Origin of the sequence: Paraburkholderia polaris (assembly GCF_012927345.1) — a bacterium.
Classification (GTDB): domain Bacteria; phylum Pseudomonadota; class Gammaproteobacteria; order Burkholderiales; family Burkholderiaceae; genus Paraburkholderia; species Paraburkholderia polaris.
On the sequence record NZ_JABBGJ010000089.1, the window covers coordinates 1 to 15710 of the forward strand.

Genomic DNA, 15710 nt, shown 5'->3' on the forward strand with positions numbered 1-15710 from the left:
CGAAATATCTTTTCGAACAGTGGCACCATCTTGATGACCCAGCGATGCACCGTCGAATGATCGACACAAATGTCGCGCTCGGCCATCATTTCCTCGAGATTGCGAAGACTCAGCGAGTAGGCAACGTACCATCGCACGCACAGCAGGATCACTTCAAGTGGATAGTGCAGCCGCTTCAGAACCTTGGCGATGTCCGGAGCAAGCGTCGTTCGTGGCGTCATTGTCTTCTTCATCGTGTGGCCAGAGCGTTTTCGTCCGCCTCGAATTTTACCTCGCCCGCGTTAATGCGACAGAACCCTCTGCCGCGCCTGCTCGACGCGGGACTTCGGGCCGGCGAGCCAGGCGATATAGTCAGTGGTGGTGAAAGACACTTTAGTCATACTGTCCTGTTAAACACGAGTGGCAACTGCCGACTGATTGAACAGATTATCAACGTTCACCGTCGAGGCGACAATTGCTTCCGAAACGCACTCGCCTGGCTCGAGATCCGGAATGCCCGCGGTCGTGAAGGATGGGTATGGTCCTCCCAGCCGTGCCAACAATGGTGCGACAGCTTTCGCGTAGACAATCTGGATTTTGCGCCCGCTGCCGGAATAACCAGAATGCCCTGAGTGCGCATTACCCCCGGGCGTCCAGATATGGCGAATTCCCGCTGCGAGGTCGCCCCGCCGTCCAGTCGGAGTTGGTGCCGACCTGCGCTGTAAGTGCAAACCTCTGCCCCTTCCGTTGTAAGCTGAATTTCGCGCTGCGTAGCAGCGGACGGATGGGAAGGAAAAATGCAGCCCGTTAGTTGCGTGTATCCCACAATCAAACTACCCGGGTTAAACCACAGTCGGACTGCCTTCGTCCTGCTCGGGAGGTTGTGCAGAAGATGTGATGCGCGCATTGTCAATGAAGCACCTGCGCGAGGACTCTAGCGGCCTACCATATAGCTTCCATGTTTGACGCCTGCTAACCATATGGCTTCCAAACGCGAAATTGTTGACAAGTTGCCTTGCCGCTATTACGCAGCGCTTGTAAAGGTCTAGAGTCTAGAAGCAACATTTCGCAAAAACACAGGAACCGTTTTTATGCAAACCAACGGCTGGCGTGATCGGCTGTAAGGACTACTGCTTTTTACATAAAAGAAATTAGCAACATCAGAGGTACCTTTTTTACTGTTGCGCCCATCGGGCGTCTGTCATCAAGTCGTCAGCAACAGCGACGTAGGATTGCGTACCTTTTACTGTTGCGCGAATTCATGGCTTTTTTGCAGCTCTCGAATCCGCTTGTGCCTGGTCGTCTACGCGGCGTCGCGCTCGTGGACGATTCCGCCGTCCCTCGATACTGGGCCAACGTGTGGATGCTGGTTTCGATAGGACATCTTGCCGAATCCACTCAAACGGGCACGCTTCGATACATCGAAGACCTGTACCGCCACGCGGACGGCATTCTCGGCGTCAATGGCCTGGATGATGCGCTGGCTGAGATGAACGACCGGGCGCTGGCTGACGTCCTCGAGTCATGGTTTGTTGTGATCCGGAACCGGCCGAAAGCGACCAGAGCGGACGAGTTGCGCTGGCATGCCGGCCTCGGATTTGTGACCGACGTGCTGACCTGGCTGTCCAAAAGCCAGATTCCGGACAGTCGGCTGCGCGATGTGGTGGCTCGGTTGCACCGGCTGTCGACCTTGTACGGTCAACTGCACGTGCGGAAAAGAGGCCATGTCGGCTTCATCAGTACTACAGGCCCCTCCGTCATCCCAAAGCGCCCCGCCTGTCCCTCGCGGGCGTCCGGTTAGCCCTGACCACGCCGAGGGACTTCACGTGTTGCGTAGGCTTTCCTTGTGTACATGCTGTCGCCACTACCCCCGCGCAGCGACTGGGCGTCCAGCCTGCTCATTCGCCCAGCCGTATCAGCCTTCACCGGCAGGGTTGTCGGGTCGGCCTGCGCATCGACCTTTTCGAGGTTTGCTCGGCGTTCACTCGCGTTACGGCCTGCACACACACGCTGTCACCAATTTGTGACACGCATCACCGAAGGCTTCAGCCACTTCGTTGCCTCCATAGCTGCTCCGGTTGCTTCCGGCTGGAGCATTTGCCGGGCGGGGCTTGCACTCGCCGGAAAGCGTCACCTTTTCACGGCGCACACCCGTTTGAGTCATTCGGGCGCGATCCACCTCCGCCCGCTTTCGAACCGACTTCGGCCGATCGTCGAACAGATCACGAGACAGACCGTGACCCTTAAAAGTAACGTTTGTTTGATGCCAAGCACGAAACCGGCAAGAGGCTTGCAACCTCCACTTTGACTACCCACGCGAGGCTTCAGCCAACGAGATCGGCGCCCGTCGTAAGAACAATCTTTCCAAAGTGCGTGCCGGAATCGATCAACTCGTGAGCGCCACGAGCTTCGGCAAGCGCAAAAGTCTTGTAGACAATCGGCTTGATCTTGCCGCTCTCGATGTGCGGCCACACATGCCGCTCGAGTTCATTCACGATGGTCGCCTTGTCCGCGGAGGTGCGCGATCGCAATGTCGAGCCCATATGCGTGAGACGTTTCGTCAGCATCGGCACGAGGTTAAGATCCTTAGCCGGCCCTTTGATCACGCCCACCTGGAGGATCCGTCCGTCCATGGCTGCCGCGTCATAGTTTCTCGCCACGTAGTCGCCAGCAATGATGTCGAGAATCACGTCGACGCCTCTGCCGTCGGTCAACCGCTTCGTTTCGGCGACGAAATCTGCCTCGCGGTATTCGATCGCGAGGTCTGCACCTAAGGCCCGGCTGGCCTCCCGATGTGCCTGCGAGCCCACTGTCGTGATGATTTTCGCGGCGCCGAATGCCTTCGCCAGCATGGTCGCCGTGGTGCCGATACCTGACGCGCCACCATGGATCAGCACCGATTCGCCGGCAACCAGCTTGCCGCGCTGGAACAGATTCAGCCATACCGTCATAAACGTTTCGGGCATGGCCCCGGCTTCCACCAACGTCAGGCCTTTGGGAATATGCATCGTGTTGCAGGCGTGCGCGACGGCATATTCGGCGTAGCCACCGCCGGGAATCAATGCACACACCAGTTCGCCAATCCGGAATTGAGACACGTCGGATCCGACGGCGACCACTTGACCTGCCACTTCCAGACCGGGAATGTCTGAAGCGCCGGGGGGCGGATCATACAGCCCTTTACGCTGGAAAACGTCTGGGCCGTTCACAGCGGCCGCGTGGATGCGGATCAGAACCTGATCGGCGGCCGGCATCGGCACAGGGCGCGTAGTCGGCACCAGAACTTCCGGACCGCCGGGCTGTTTGATCTCAATGGCCATCATGGACGACGGCACACGATAAGTTGAAGCAGACATGGATACCACTCCTTCGATTGATGAGGCTCGATTGATCCGGTCGGATCACTGAACGAGGAACTCTTGCACCCAGTATAGGAGTCGACATTGATGAATTCACGCGGCATTATTCACGTGGTCTGATGCAAATTTGCATCAATGGGACAGAACAATGAACTGGGATGACGCGCGAGTGTTTCTCGCGGTGGAGCGTGAAAAAACGCTCCGTGGAGCGGCCAGGACGCTCAACCTCGATCAGGCGACTGTCGGCAGGCGGATTGCGGCACTCGAGCACACCCTGCGTGCAACGCTTTTCCTGCGCACCTCCGAGGGTTACGCGTTGACCGCCGCAGGCGAAACCGCGCTCAGATCCGCGGAGAAAATGGAACACGCCGCGCATGAGCTCGTCAGACGAGCTCAAGGCACGGACACACGGCTGGCGGGAGACGTAAGAGTCATCAGCACCGACTCGATGCGCTCGAATTCCTGTTTCCCGCCATCGAACGCCTGCATGCTGCGCATCCGGAAGTACGCGTCCTGCTGGACACGTCGACACGCATGCTGAATCTGGCAAAGCGTGAAGCGGATATCGCGGTCCGGTCAGTCAGACCGAATAATCCCGATCTGATCGCGCGGCGCCTCGCTCGCTGGCCCATGGCGCTCTTTGCATCGAAGGCCTACCTTGAGCAGCACGGCAAGCCCGTGCCTGGCTCCGCATTCGAGGGTCACGATCTTGTCGTCTATCAGGGAAGCTGGAGCGGCAGTCAATCACCCACCTCACCCACTCTGGCTGGCGAACCGACACACGCGGGGCGGATCGTATCGTCCTTCAATTCCAGTCTCATGCTGCGTACCGCGGTCAAGGCCGGCCTCGGAGTCGGTGAACTTCCAATACATCTGGCTGAACACGACGGCCTCGTGCAGATATGGCCGGAACCGACACGTGGGGCGGTCTACGAAATCTGGCTCGTCACGCATCAAGACCTTCGGCATACCGCGCGCATCGCGGCAATGATTGAGAGCATCGCCTCCGCGTTCGAAGATCACACACACCACACAAAATAGTCACTCAAGACTTCGCTCCGGCTGCTGGGTGTCGCGTTACAAATAGTCTTCGGCGCTATTCCAATGGCCATCGGATTCAGGGATTTCAGATTCATATCCACTGCGTTCTGACGCTTGGCGAGGTCGGCCTCCTGCTTGATCACGCGGTGGCCTTGGAGGTCTGCCCGCACAGGTAGCCTCCGCTTCCGGCGTATTGCATTAACCGCAAATTATCGAGCGCCGCCTCTTTTCGCGTCAGCGACTGGCAGCTAGCTGCCGCCGCAAGCGCACTGTGACGAGCGACCACCCCGACCGCGGCGCCAATGATCCTTCGGGCGTCCGGTATATCGAGAACTTATAAAACGCACCTATCGCTAGAGGTCGAATCATCCAAGGCCATGATCGACTGTATTGAACACCAACGGGAACGCATTAGTCGTTTGTGAAGAAGCGTTCGTAGATCGTGGCACGCATCGGCGACGACATGAATGTGAATGGGTATATCACAGTCGGGCGCTAACACAGCACCCTAATCTGCGCAAGGGAGGCGTGTAGAGCGCGTGAGGTTCGGATAACATACCATCACATTAACTAAATAGATAACAAAAAATTGATCATCTATTTATGTAAAAACTTTGATAGCGGCCAACATCTATTCGAGAGCGGCGCGGCCGCTGCCTCTTGGTGTCAAGCTGCCATGGGCCGTCGCTACGGACGGAGTTCTCTCCAGGATGCCTATGGCCAGTTGAACAATTCCCTCCCGTCGCCATGCACAATATTTTACGTAGCAGGTTTGTGTTGGCGGAAATGTTGAGGGCAGACGATGCCACTTCTCCCCTGTCTGGTGGATCCATAGAATGGCATCCAGTATTTCCCGAACGTTGCGACGGGGGCGGCCGGGGCGACCTGAAGCTGGCTTCTCGGACTCCGGAATTAGCTGTTTGATGCGAAGCCAGTCGGCGTCTGAAAGAGGAATCTGTATCACGGACTTTAGAGCTAAGAGGTTTCTGTGGCACTCGTTGAGCATGGTCTTGTGTAGCCGCTCAACGATGCCGTTGGTCTGTGGAGAACGCACCTTGGTGCGAGTGTGATCGATGTTCTCCACGCCAGATAGAGCTAGTATTGTGATGCTCCGGGTTGCCGCAGTACTCGGCCCCGGCCGGTCAGATTACTCGGGGTAGCGGAACCGGCGACGGTTCAGCCGCACTGTGGTGCAACGCGGCGCTGGGAAGCTTCTCTCGTCGTTGAAGACCGAGCGAGCCGCTCGAAAATTTTACCGAACAAGAGGCGACACCAAGCCAACGTGTTAGATTGTATTTAACGCTTCCACAATCCGAAACACCGACACTCCGCGATCGGATGTTTGACTCCCTATGGAGTTTGAGCGGCAGGCCGGATTAGCCTAAGCGGGTGCCAACCGAACCGGTGCAGCTCAACGACACTGCACCATCACGATGGAGATCCCACCGCGCCATCGTGACAAAGCCGGAGATCTCTAACTTCCGGCTGCAAGGGGAATGGTTTCAAAATAAGAAACCCAAGACCCTCCCCCAAGCCGGGGCAGAATAGGGCTCCGGTTTTGAAGCCATCTCTCGACGTAACTTTTTTCGGATCGGTTTATTGAATCTTCCCGTAGGGCGTTGCATCTACGAAGCTCGCGATCGCACGCGACTCAATCATCGGACGCCAGCGTTCAATAACATGCTTCTCATGGATCTCACTGTTCAAGTATTCTTTAAGGTCCTCTTCGGTTTCGAATTCGACCGAGAAGGCATATTCAAATGTTTGATCGCGCTCGCTTATATTCTTTCCGAATGAATAGTTTTTCATCTTGGGGTATACACTCGGAAGAGACAGATACTCATCAATCAGCGATCGCCTATTCTCATCAGTTACATCGTTCTTAAAGCGAAACATAACGGTATGTTTAATCATCTCATAACTCCTGATCGATTTATGTTTATTTCACCGGCGGATGACCAAAGACCTTGGCCTCGATGCCATTGTCTTCGACCGACGGCATGCGTTCCGCTTGCCATTCCATCCGCCGTGTTCTCAAGGCAACTACATTGCCGAAAAGTCAAGGTCATAAACCTCGACCACGGCTCTGGACAATGAACGAAAAATCCTCGTCGGTTAGAAGGCAGCTAGGTCTCGTTTAGGGTGCAGCCTATCACCTGGCGAGAATTCTCCACTCGGCATTCGCCCTTAAAGAGCATTGCCCTAGACGGCTGAACGACCCGCAGGCCGACTGTCACCTCCGCCATCTCTCTCTTTTTCATTGATGTATTTCTGCCGATCGACAATCGATACGGTGAGATCGGATGGTGCCCGGTAAGCTTCCATCGCTTCTCTATTAAACCTTACACCGAGGCCAGGCTCTGGAGAAAGGTGAACTCTCCCTCCTTCCACACGAAGCGGCTCCTCAAGGATGCCTTGGTCCGTAAAGGATCCTGAATCGATATTTTCAATGGGATAGCAGCCAGGCAAAGCCGAGGCTACGATGGCGGATGCCTCGAGGGCGCCCTGAGGAGCCATGGTAAGGTTCGCACCCATTCCGATGTGTGCGATCTTCATCCATTCGCTAATTCCCCCAACCTTGTGAACGTTAGGCTGCACATAGCTAACGGCGCCTGACGATATATATCGCCAGAATTCGTAGCGGGAGGACAGCTCTTCTCCTAACGCAATCGGAATGCGGGACTGAGCGGCGAGCCTTGCGTGATTATCAATATCCTCCGACAACATAGGCTCTTCCAGCCAGACCGGGTTAAAGCGCTCGAGCATTGCAATTCTGCGCAGCGCCTCTCCTGGCTTAAAGCGCTGGTTGGCGTCGAGCATGAGCGGCAGACTGCCGATCACATTCCGAACGGCAGCGACCCGCGAAACGTCTTGGTCCGCATCTTCCGATCCAATCTTTATTTTGAAGAGACGATTTCCTGCGTCCAGAAATTGCTTCGTCTGCTCCACGAGTTTGTGCTCGGCGAGGTTTAGATTGGCGGCGCTTGCATAGACTGGAACACTGTCGGCGCCCCCGCCGAGCAGCCTTCGGACCGGCATGCCTGCCAGCTTCCCGCGAAGGTCCCATAAAGCGAGATCAATTCCGGCCACAGCGATTGCGCTAATCCCGCCTGAACCTGGCTGATGGCAGTGTCGCCACAGGTCGCTCCACAGCGCTTCGTGATCATGAGCGGACCGACCGATGCACATCGGAGCAAGGTAGCTCTTGATCATCGCCGCAACTGCTGCGCCAGCGACCCCAAGGGTAGTTGACCAGCCGGTTCCCGTTAGTCCGTTCTCCAAAGTCAGTTCGACCAAGGTGTGTTCATGGTGGGTGATCGTATACGCGGCTGAGACCCAGGGCCGAGGCAAAGGCACGCGATATAACGTGACAGCGACCTCAGCAATTCGAGCATCGACGGAACTTGCCATGTGTAGTCTCCCATTCTCAGAAATAGCCAACATTCAGAAATTGGTCTATTGGTTAAACCAAACAAGCCGGGCAATCATGCAGCGACGGCTGAGGAACTCCGGCTTACCGCTGTGTGACACCGATCCTGTTCTCGATCGCCCCAATGCACTCAATCTCACAGCGAACGACGTCACCTGGTGAGAGGAAGCTTGGGCTTGCCATGGCATAACCGACTCCCGATGGCGTGCCGGTCGCAATAATATCGCCGACCTCCAATGTCATCCCCTGCGAGAGATCCGAGATGATCCTTTTCAGATCAAATATCATTTGTGAGGTGCGCGCTTGCTGGCGCACCTCACCGTTCACGCTCAAGGAAATTGCGAGATCTTGCGGGTCCGCAATATCATCTTTGTGGACGATCCAGGGCCCCATCGGGCACGAAAAATCAAGCCCCTTACCCTTGAACCATTGATCGTGCTTGCGCTGCAAATCGCGCGCCGTCAGATCGTTGATGATGGTGTATCCAAACACATGATCAAGGGCGCTTTCCTGAGGTATATCCTTGCCTTGCATTCCAATAATCACCCCCAGTTCAACCTCGTAGTCGAGGCGGGCCATAGTCTTGGGATCGAATGGAATGTCGCTGTGCGGACCGGTCACCGCGGTAGGCGGTTTGGAGAAAAACTGCGGATGTTCTGGAACGCGGATTTCTGATCCGCGGGCCTTGTAGCCTTCCGTAACATGATCGATGTAATTGCGTCCTACGCAGAAGACGTTCTTGTACGGACGAGGAATGGGTGCAAGCAGACCATAATCGCCGGCCTCGATAAGTGTTCCGCGCCCTTGCTCACCCTCGCTTTCGATCAATCGCAGCGAAGGAAGGACGGCCGCACAAACTGCGATGATGCCCGGCACCGTTTTGAGCGCCTCACAACCAGCTGTTCCGCCGGGAAATTGTCCGGTCGCCGCCAGATCCAAGGCTGTTTCGTAGAGATCCACAACGCGCCCATCACTCAGCACCAAGCCCGCTCTCTCCTGCCCCTTCGTTTCGAAACTCACCAGCCTCATGATCTCTCTCCTCGTGATTTGGATGTCGGCTAACTTTATTCCAAAATTCACATCTCGTAAATAGTTTTTCGAAAATAATGCCATGAGCGTGCCAGGAGGGTATCTTGATGCGTCAGACACGCCGGCGAGGACAGTGTCCGTCTAAATTTGTCTTGCACAGATGTAATGGACGACAGCGAGGGGATTCCGAAGGTTTTGCGACCGACGCGACGCCTGCGGCATGCCGAAGAGTTCGAAGCACAGACGATCTCGACTGCGATGCAGCCGAACGTATGGATTACGGCAGTCGCGCTCATCACCCGAATGCCGGTTTGTTCAGAAGCTGGGCGGCAAATAGGCAGGAGCGGGATGCAGCCGGCACGTCCCGCAAATTGATATCTGGACCATCCGCGGAGTTTGTGCCGCTGCACCAGACGCGTCCAGGGTCCCTGCAGGCGCACGCGAGATCAAGATTGAGCGGGGTCGGGGGTGCAGCGATGGATACGGTACTGGCTGTTGCAGCGGCAAGTGACTTTCCGGCATGCTGCAGGGTCGGCTGCTTTGATCCGCATCGGCGCAACCTGGTTGGAGACCGAACCGATCGAGATGGGCGCCAGCGTCGAGACTCTAGTCGCACGGCTGGTGAAAGTGTTCGGTGTGGTGCGACCGCACCACGCGATTCTGTTCACCTATCGCATTCGACCCGCGCGAAGGCAATGGCCCACGACGAATTGCGGATCTGGCGGGGCGTGCGTAGCCTGAATAATGGACGATTCGTCTGGACGACCCGCGAGCAGTTCGTCTCGGTTTCGCTCAACACGGGGCAACTTCGCGCGCTGGTGACTGACTTGGGATAGCGAACTCTTACACCCGATCACCCGATTACGGACATATCAGACGAGCCGGGACATAAGCTGCTGTACTTCCGTGGGCATGCGCTTCGAGGCAAGCCGGTCTGCAGGGACATGCCTACAGATCTGGATTGTTTAGAGCGGTCGCTGCCATGACATGACAAACCCGTGCCTCACGTTCCTGAGTTCCGGGATTTCTGCGCTTGCCTGCCGGATCGCTACGCAGCTAGTCAGTGGCGGTTTTGAGCTGCTCTGAGCTCGAGCGCTCTATCCATCTAAAAAGCGCTCCGCCATAGTCTTGTCGCGCCGTTTCTGCAAAATGATGTCGAGTTAAACGCGTGCTTGTTTACGGCTCCCCATTGCAGCGGGGGCTCGCCGCGCAAGCGTCACGTACGTTTCATCCGTATGCCAGCAAGTGTACGGCTTGCGACGCGCAGCCTTTACCCGGTGACTTCGGCATTTCGCCGACGTGGCCGACCTGTGGCTGTGCTTCGGTCGATTAATATCGGTCGAACGAGGACGCATCATCAGATGCACGCTCGTTCGACATCCAAGCCAACCTCAGCTCAGCGCGACTCGCCAAGCTGATCGAGAATCGCCGGGTTCTCCAGCGTGGACACGTCCTGCGTGATTTCCTCACCCTTCGCGAGCGAGCGCAACAGGCGGCGCATGATCTTGCCCGAACGCGTCTTCGGCAGGTTTTCACCGAAACGGATGTCCTTCGGCTTGGCGATCGGACCGATCTCCTTGGCGACCCAGTTGCGAAGTTCGTTGGCGAGCTTCACCGCTTCTTCGCCTTCAGGACGCGCGCGTTTGAGCACCACGAAGGCACACACGGCTTCGCCGGTCGTATCGTCAGGACGGCCAACCACAGCCGCTTCAGCGACGATCGGGTTAGACACCAACGCCGACTCGATCTCCATCGTGCCGAGGCGGTGGCCGGACACATTGAGCACGTCGTCGATTCGGCCCATGATCGTGAAGTAGCCGGTGTCCTTGTCACGCACCGCACCGTCGCCAGCAACGTACACCGCGCCGCCGCCAGCAAGGTACACTGCACCGTCGCCGGCGAGGGACAGCGTGCTACCGAGTTCTTCGGGGAAGTAGCTCTTCTTGTAGCCATCCGGATCGCCCCACACGTTGCGCAGCATCGACGGCCATGGACGCTTCACTACCAGAATGCCGCCCTGCCCGTTCGGCACGTCCTGCCCGGTTTCATCGACGACGGCTGCCATGATGCCCGGCAGCGGCAGCGTGCACGAACCCGGCACCAGCGGCGTGGCGCCCGGCAGCGGCGTGATCATGTGACCGCCCGTTTCGGTTTGTCACCACGTATCGACAATCGGACAACGGCCGCCACCGACGTTCTCGTGGTACCACACCCACGCTTCCGGATTGATCGGCTCGCCGACCGTGCCGATGATGCGCAGCGTCGACAGGTCGTAGCTCTTCGGATGGATTTTCTCGTCCGCTTCGGCGTATTTGATCAGCGAACGAATCGCCGTCGGCGCAGTATAGAACAGCGTGACCTTGTGCCTGGCGATCATGTCCCAGAAACGGCCTGCGTTCGGCCAGGTGGGCACGCCTTCGAATACGACCTGGGTACCGCCAATTGTCAGTGGGCCATACGCGATGTAGCTATGGCCGGTGATCCAGCCAATGTCGGCGGTACACCAGAACACATCCGTGGGCTTCCAGTCGAAAGTCCACTTCATGGTTTGCGCGGCCCACAGCAAATACCCGCCAGTACTGTGCTGCACGCCCTTCGGCTTGCCGGTCGAGCCCGACGTATAGAGGATGAAAAGCGGATGCTCGGCACCGACCCACTCGGGCGCGCATTGATCCGATTCGGCCTGCGTGAGTTCGTGCATCCACAGATCGCGGCTTTCGTTCCATGCGATCTTCCCGCCGGTGCGCTTGTAGACGATCACGCTCTTCACCGCGTCGCAGCCGCCCATGGCAATGGCTTCGTCGGCGATGTTCTTCAGCGGCAATGCTTTTCCGCCGCGGATCTGTTCGTCGGAGGTCACGAGGGCGACGGCGCCCACGTCGACCAGGCGCTCATTCAGCGACTTCGACGAGAAGCCGCCGAATACCACCGAATGGGTTGCGCCGATGCGCGCGCACGCCTGCATCGCAACAATGCCCTCGATCGACATCGGCATATAGATCACGACGCGATCGCCTTTCTTCACGCCACGCTTTTTCAGCGCGTTCGCAAAGCGCGACACGCGTTGCAGCAGATCCTGATAGGTGACGTTGGTGACGGTGCCGTCGTCGGCTTCGAAGATGATCGCGACGCGCTCGCCGTTGCCGCCTTCAACGTGACGGTCGATGCTGTTATACGACGCGTTCAACTGGCCGTCTTCGAACCAGGTGTAGAAAGGCGCCTTCGATTCGTCGAGTACCTTGGTGAAGGGCTTGTTCCAGCTTAGCGTCTCGCGAGCGAGACGCCCCCAGAAACCTTCGTAATCGCGCTCCGCTTCGGCGGCAAGCGCCCGGTACGCGTCCATGCCGAGGATAGCCGCACCTGCCGCTGATTCAGCGGAGGGCGGGAAAACACGGCGTTCCTGAAGAACAGATTCAATCGCAGACATCGACAACTCCTTGGAAGACGAAACTGAAAACCTGTGCTGGATGGCCTGTCCAGCCGAGTGTCATGACGGGGCACGCGACTCCTGATCAACGGACCACGGGGCGAGCATGCGGCAATGCGCCATTTTTGCACCCGTTGCCTGATTGCGGCCTGGATAAGCACAGCACCTAACCTGTCGGCTGCATGGGTTCCATCACCATGGCCAAAGTCCCTAGATTTACCTGATAAGAAGATATCCTTATCAACATACGGCAGTATCTTTAACCGTGTTTGTCCCGAGTTTCGAAGCGAATTCCTTCCCGACCTTTTTGCCCAGGCTCCTCACGCTCACCGCGAGGCTACGCGAAGCGCTGCCGGATCGGACCGAGCTTCAATAGGAAAGCTTGCGTGCCCTCAGGATCGCGGAAAACACGTATGAGTCACTAGCGTTCGCACGTCGGTCGGCGACTGTTTTCCGCCCTGTTGTTCAGATGCACGCTGACTTTGACGACATCGTGCCTGACGTTGGTGACCTCGGAATCTCCATTTTCGCCGCCGGATAGTTGCGCAGTTGGTCGCGCCACCATCATGCGTAGCGCCTCTATATCAAGATATTGAGATCACCACCAATCTGATCGACGGCGCGCCACAACAGGCAAGGCTCGCCGCGCGACCGCACCAAGCCTTCATCACGGTGCCAGGTCGTGCCGAGCTTGTCGCATTAGCATCCGATGGTCACCCGCGTAACTGCCACGCCACGCGCCAATAGAAGTTCCTCGAAATCGCGAAGGCTCAGCTGGACCCGGTAATACAAGCGTACCGCCTAGCTGCTAGTACCTGCCTGCATTCGAGTACTGTGATAAAGCCATTTGTCTTTATCCATACGCTCATCTGCCCCGACGGACATGCCGACGTCACATTTTCCATAACTCTTAGGAACGTTACATATATCGCATTTCTGGGTAGAAAGTTTCCAACTCCGGGGTTGCTTTAACCGATGCGATGTCAGCGGTGTTGACGGCAAACGCGGCCAACGCAGATGTGGCCTCTGCCTGCGTTGCGGGAAGCGTGGCCGGAGTACAGGAAACAGGCAAACGAGCCTTACCTTGCGGGATCGTCAGGGGCGGCGGAGATTGCATCGCATGAGCAACCTTGAACACTGAAACGGCCTCGTTCAGCTTGGCTGCCTGTTCTTTAAGTGACTGCGCCGCAGCAGCGGCTTGCTCAACGAGTGCCGCATTTTGCTGCGTGACTTCATCCATCTGGCCGATCGCCTGATCCACCTGCTCGATGCCACGGCTTTGCGCTTCCGACGCTGCCGCGATCTCGCCAACAATATCCGAAACCCGCTGGATTGCCTGCTTGACTTGCCCTACGGTTGAGCTGACTTCGGCAGCCTGCTTCGCGCCGCCCTGAATCGTTGCCACGGACGAGTTGATCAATGCCTTGATTTCCTTTGCAGCCGCGGCGGAGCGTTGGGCGAGGCTACGAACCTCGCTGGCAACCACAGCGAAGCCTCGTCCTTGCTCTCCGGCGCGCGCGGCTTCAACGGCCGCGTTCAGCGCAAGGATGTTCGTCTGGAACGCAATGCCTTCGATGACGCCGGTGATCTCAGAAATCTTGCCGGAGCTACTGCTGATCTGGCTGATGGTTCCGACCATTGCGTGAACCGCCTCGTTCCCCGTATCCGCCATGTCCGCCGCGTTGACGGCCAGCATGTTGGCCTGCCGGGCATTATCGGCGTTCTGCTTTACCGTGCTCGTGAGTTCCGCCATCCTCGCAGCGGTCTGTTCGAGCGACGCAGCCTGCTCTTCGGTACGCGCCGACAGGTGAATATTGCCAGCAGCAATCTCTTTGCTGGAAGCCGCGATCACTTCGCTGCCGTTATGCACGCTGCCGATGATGTGGGCAAGGCTTGTCTGCATGCCCTTCATCGCATGGAGCAGGCTGCCGGGATAGTTGCGCGACGCTTCAATAGGTACCGTCAGGTCGCCGGCGGCAATGCGGGTCACGACGTCCGCGGCATACCCGGGTTCGCCGCCAAGCTGCCTGCGGATGCTGCGGATAATCACCAGCATCACGCCAGACACCAGCGCGCACAGCAGGATGGCCGCGCCCAGATATGTGGCTATCGTCAGATAGAAAAGCTCGTCGATGTCGTCGACAAACACACCGGTTATTAGAGTCCATCCCCACGGCTTATACAGTTGCACATAATTAATCTTCGGTGACGTCCTGTTCGTCACCGGATTCAAGGACTTCAAATTCATATAGCCAGCGTTCTGCCGTTGAGCCAAGTCGGCCCCTTCCTTGAATACACGGTGGCCCTCGAGGTCAGTCAGCGCCCCATGCATCAGGATCATGGCATCCGCGTCGAGTACGAGCAGGTAGCCGCCGCTACCCGCATAGTGCATCGCCCGCAAGCTGTCGAGCGCCGCCCTTTGCGCATCGGCCACCGACAGCTTGCCGGCCGCCGCCAGCGCATTGTTGTGATCAACCACGCCGGCCGCAGCGGCAATGATGTTTTTCAGTTCTTCCCTACGATCGTCGAGCATGGTCTCGCGCGTATGGAGCGCGCCCCACACGCTCATCGCCAGTACCCCGATGCACATCATGCCCAAGGCGATCCACAATCTGACGCTAACACGAAGGTTTTCCATACCGATTCCCCTGACTCGAGCCTTCAAGGAGTGCCTGTTAGGAGGGCGCCGCGCTGAGGCGTTCCCGTGACACCCATGTTTCGATCCTGCCCATAGTCATGTAATCCCTCCGAAATGCCTCCGAGCGATTTGCGAAATTCATACTCCTGACTATGGCAACACTTTCTGCCTAGGTACTTTTCGGCAGGAAGACTACAGGGCTAGCAGGGTAGGAAGAATGTCTTCGGGCCCGAGAAAAAGAATCGATCAGCGCTCCGTTGACAATCTAAGATGCGAGAGCAGGCATCCGAACTCGTTAAATCCAGGCCTTCTCGCAGCATTTAAGCCGGACACCCAGGCCTATGCCACGGAAAATCTCCACAACGCTACGCAACTCACCCGTCGAAGCGTTCCAGAAACTGCCCGCTCAGCCAACACCAAGGCGTGGCTACCCGCCTGCCGCGGTAGGCATCTCCGCGGGGCTGCCCCTCTACCCCACCAGTAACACCCAATCGCATGCGTCCATTCAACCGAGTCTGGGCGCCCGCAAGGGCGCGCAGACTCCGATTCGTTTTCAGGAAGGGCGGTCTTTGCCTCCAGGTCGATTGCCCAACGCAATATGTTGGGCGTTGATCAGATCCCTTTGCGCGCCAACAGGGCTGCCGCGTTGCCCCTGTAGATTTTTGCTCGATCCGGCGCAGCCAGGCTATCGATCACCGGCACCGACCGGCGCCCCTCAGGATCGCCAATGTCGAACGGATAGTCACTGCCGAACACCACATGGTCCACGCCCATCATCTCGATGACCCAGCGGTTACTGTCAGGGCT

At 57.5% G+C, this 15710-nt stretch carries 8 protein-coding genes and 5 pseudogenes; 2 read left to right on the top strand and 11 right to left on the bottom strand.

The annotated features are described in order from the left end of the window. Positions 1-233 (bottom strand): annotated as a pseudogene (locus tag HHL24_RS42095) (IS6 family transposase); the annotation flags it as partial. A gap of 1007 nt (positions 234-1240) precedes the next feature. Between HHL24_RS42095 and HHL24_RS43750 the strand changes: the two are divergent. After that, positions 1241-1780, top strand: a complete 540-nt coding sequence (locus HHL24_RS43750; protein WP_206003266.1) for a hypothetical protein — start codon at positions 1241-1243, stop codon at positions 1778-1780. Positions 1781-2303: 523 nt separating this feature from the next. Here HHL24_RS43750 and HHL24_RS42105 read toward each other — a convergent pair. After that, complete coding sequence (locus HHL24_RS42105) at positions 2304-3335, bottom strand: NAD(P)H-quinone oxidoreductase (RefSeq protein WP_169491162.1); 1032 nt, start codon at positions 3333-3335, stop codon at positions 2304-2306. Positions 3336-3486: 151 nt separating this feature from the next. Here HHL24_RS42105 and HHL24_RS42110 point away from each other — a divergent pair. Then, positions 3487-4379 (top strand): annotated as a pseudogene (locus HHL24_RS42110) (LysR family transcriptional regulator). 631 nt (positions 4380-5010) lie between these two features. Here HHL24_RS42110 and HHL24_RS45275 read toward each other — a convergent pair. From HHL24_RS45275 to HHL24_RS42145, 9 genes and pseudogenes are all read right to left on the bottom strand, one after another. Next, the gene (locus HHL24_RS45275) at positions 5011-5385 is read right to left on the bottom strand and encodes a transposase (RefSeq protein WP_407947557.1); all 375 of its coding nucleotides are present in this window, start codon (positions 5383-5385) and stop codon (positions 5011-5013) included. Beyond that, positions 5365-5515 (bottom strand): annotated as a pseudogene (locus HHL24_RS44450) (IS481 family transposase); the annotation flags it as partial. The pseudogene HHL24_RS44450 and the gene HHL24_RS45275, both read right to left, overlap by 21 nt. Positions 5516-5975: 460 nt before the next feature. Next, positions 5976-6293, bottom strand: a complete 318-nt coding sequence (locus HHL24_RS42120; RefSeq protein ID WP_169491163.1) for a Dabb family protein — start codon at positions 6291-6293, stop codon at positions 5976-5978. A 288-nt stretch (positions 6294-6581) separates the two neighbouring features. Next, positions 6582-7790, bottom strand: a complete 1209-nt coding sequence (locus tag HHL24_RS42125; RefSeq protein ID WP_169491164.1) for a mandelate racemase/muconate lactonizing enzyme family protein — start codon at positions 7788-7790, stop codon at positions 6582-6584. A gap of 103 nt (positions 7791-7893) precedes the next feature. Then, positions 7894-8922, bottom strand: a complete 1029-nt coding sequence (locus tag HHL24_RS42130) for a fumarylacetoacetate hydrolase family protein (protein ID WP_230417809.1) — start codon at positions 8920-8922, stop codon at positions 7894-7896. Between the two features lie 1312 nt (positions 8923-10234). Continuing rightward, positions 10235-12265 (bottom strand): annotated as a pseudogene (gene acs / locus HHL24_RS42135) (acetate--CoA ligase). Between the two features lie 722 nt (positions 12266-12987). Continuing rightward, positions 12988-13066, bottom strand: a pseudogene (locus HHL24_RS45350) (IS6 family transposase); the annotation flags it as partial. Positions 13067-13184: 118 nt separating this feature from the next. Further along, positions 13185-14903, bottom strand: a complete 1719-nt coding sequence (locus HHL24_RS42140; protein WP_169491165.1) for a methyl-accepting chemotaxis protein — start codon at positions 14901-14903, stop codon at positions 13185-13187. A gap of 612 nt (positions 14904-15515) precedes the next feature. After that, positions 15516-15710, bottom strand: a 195-nt coding sequence (locus HHL24_RS42145) for an amidohydrolase family protein (protein WP_169491166.1), incomplete at its 5' end; no start/stop codon positions are given.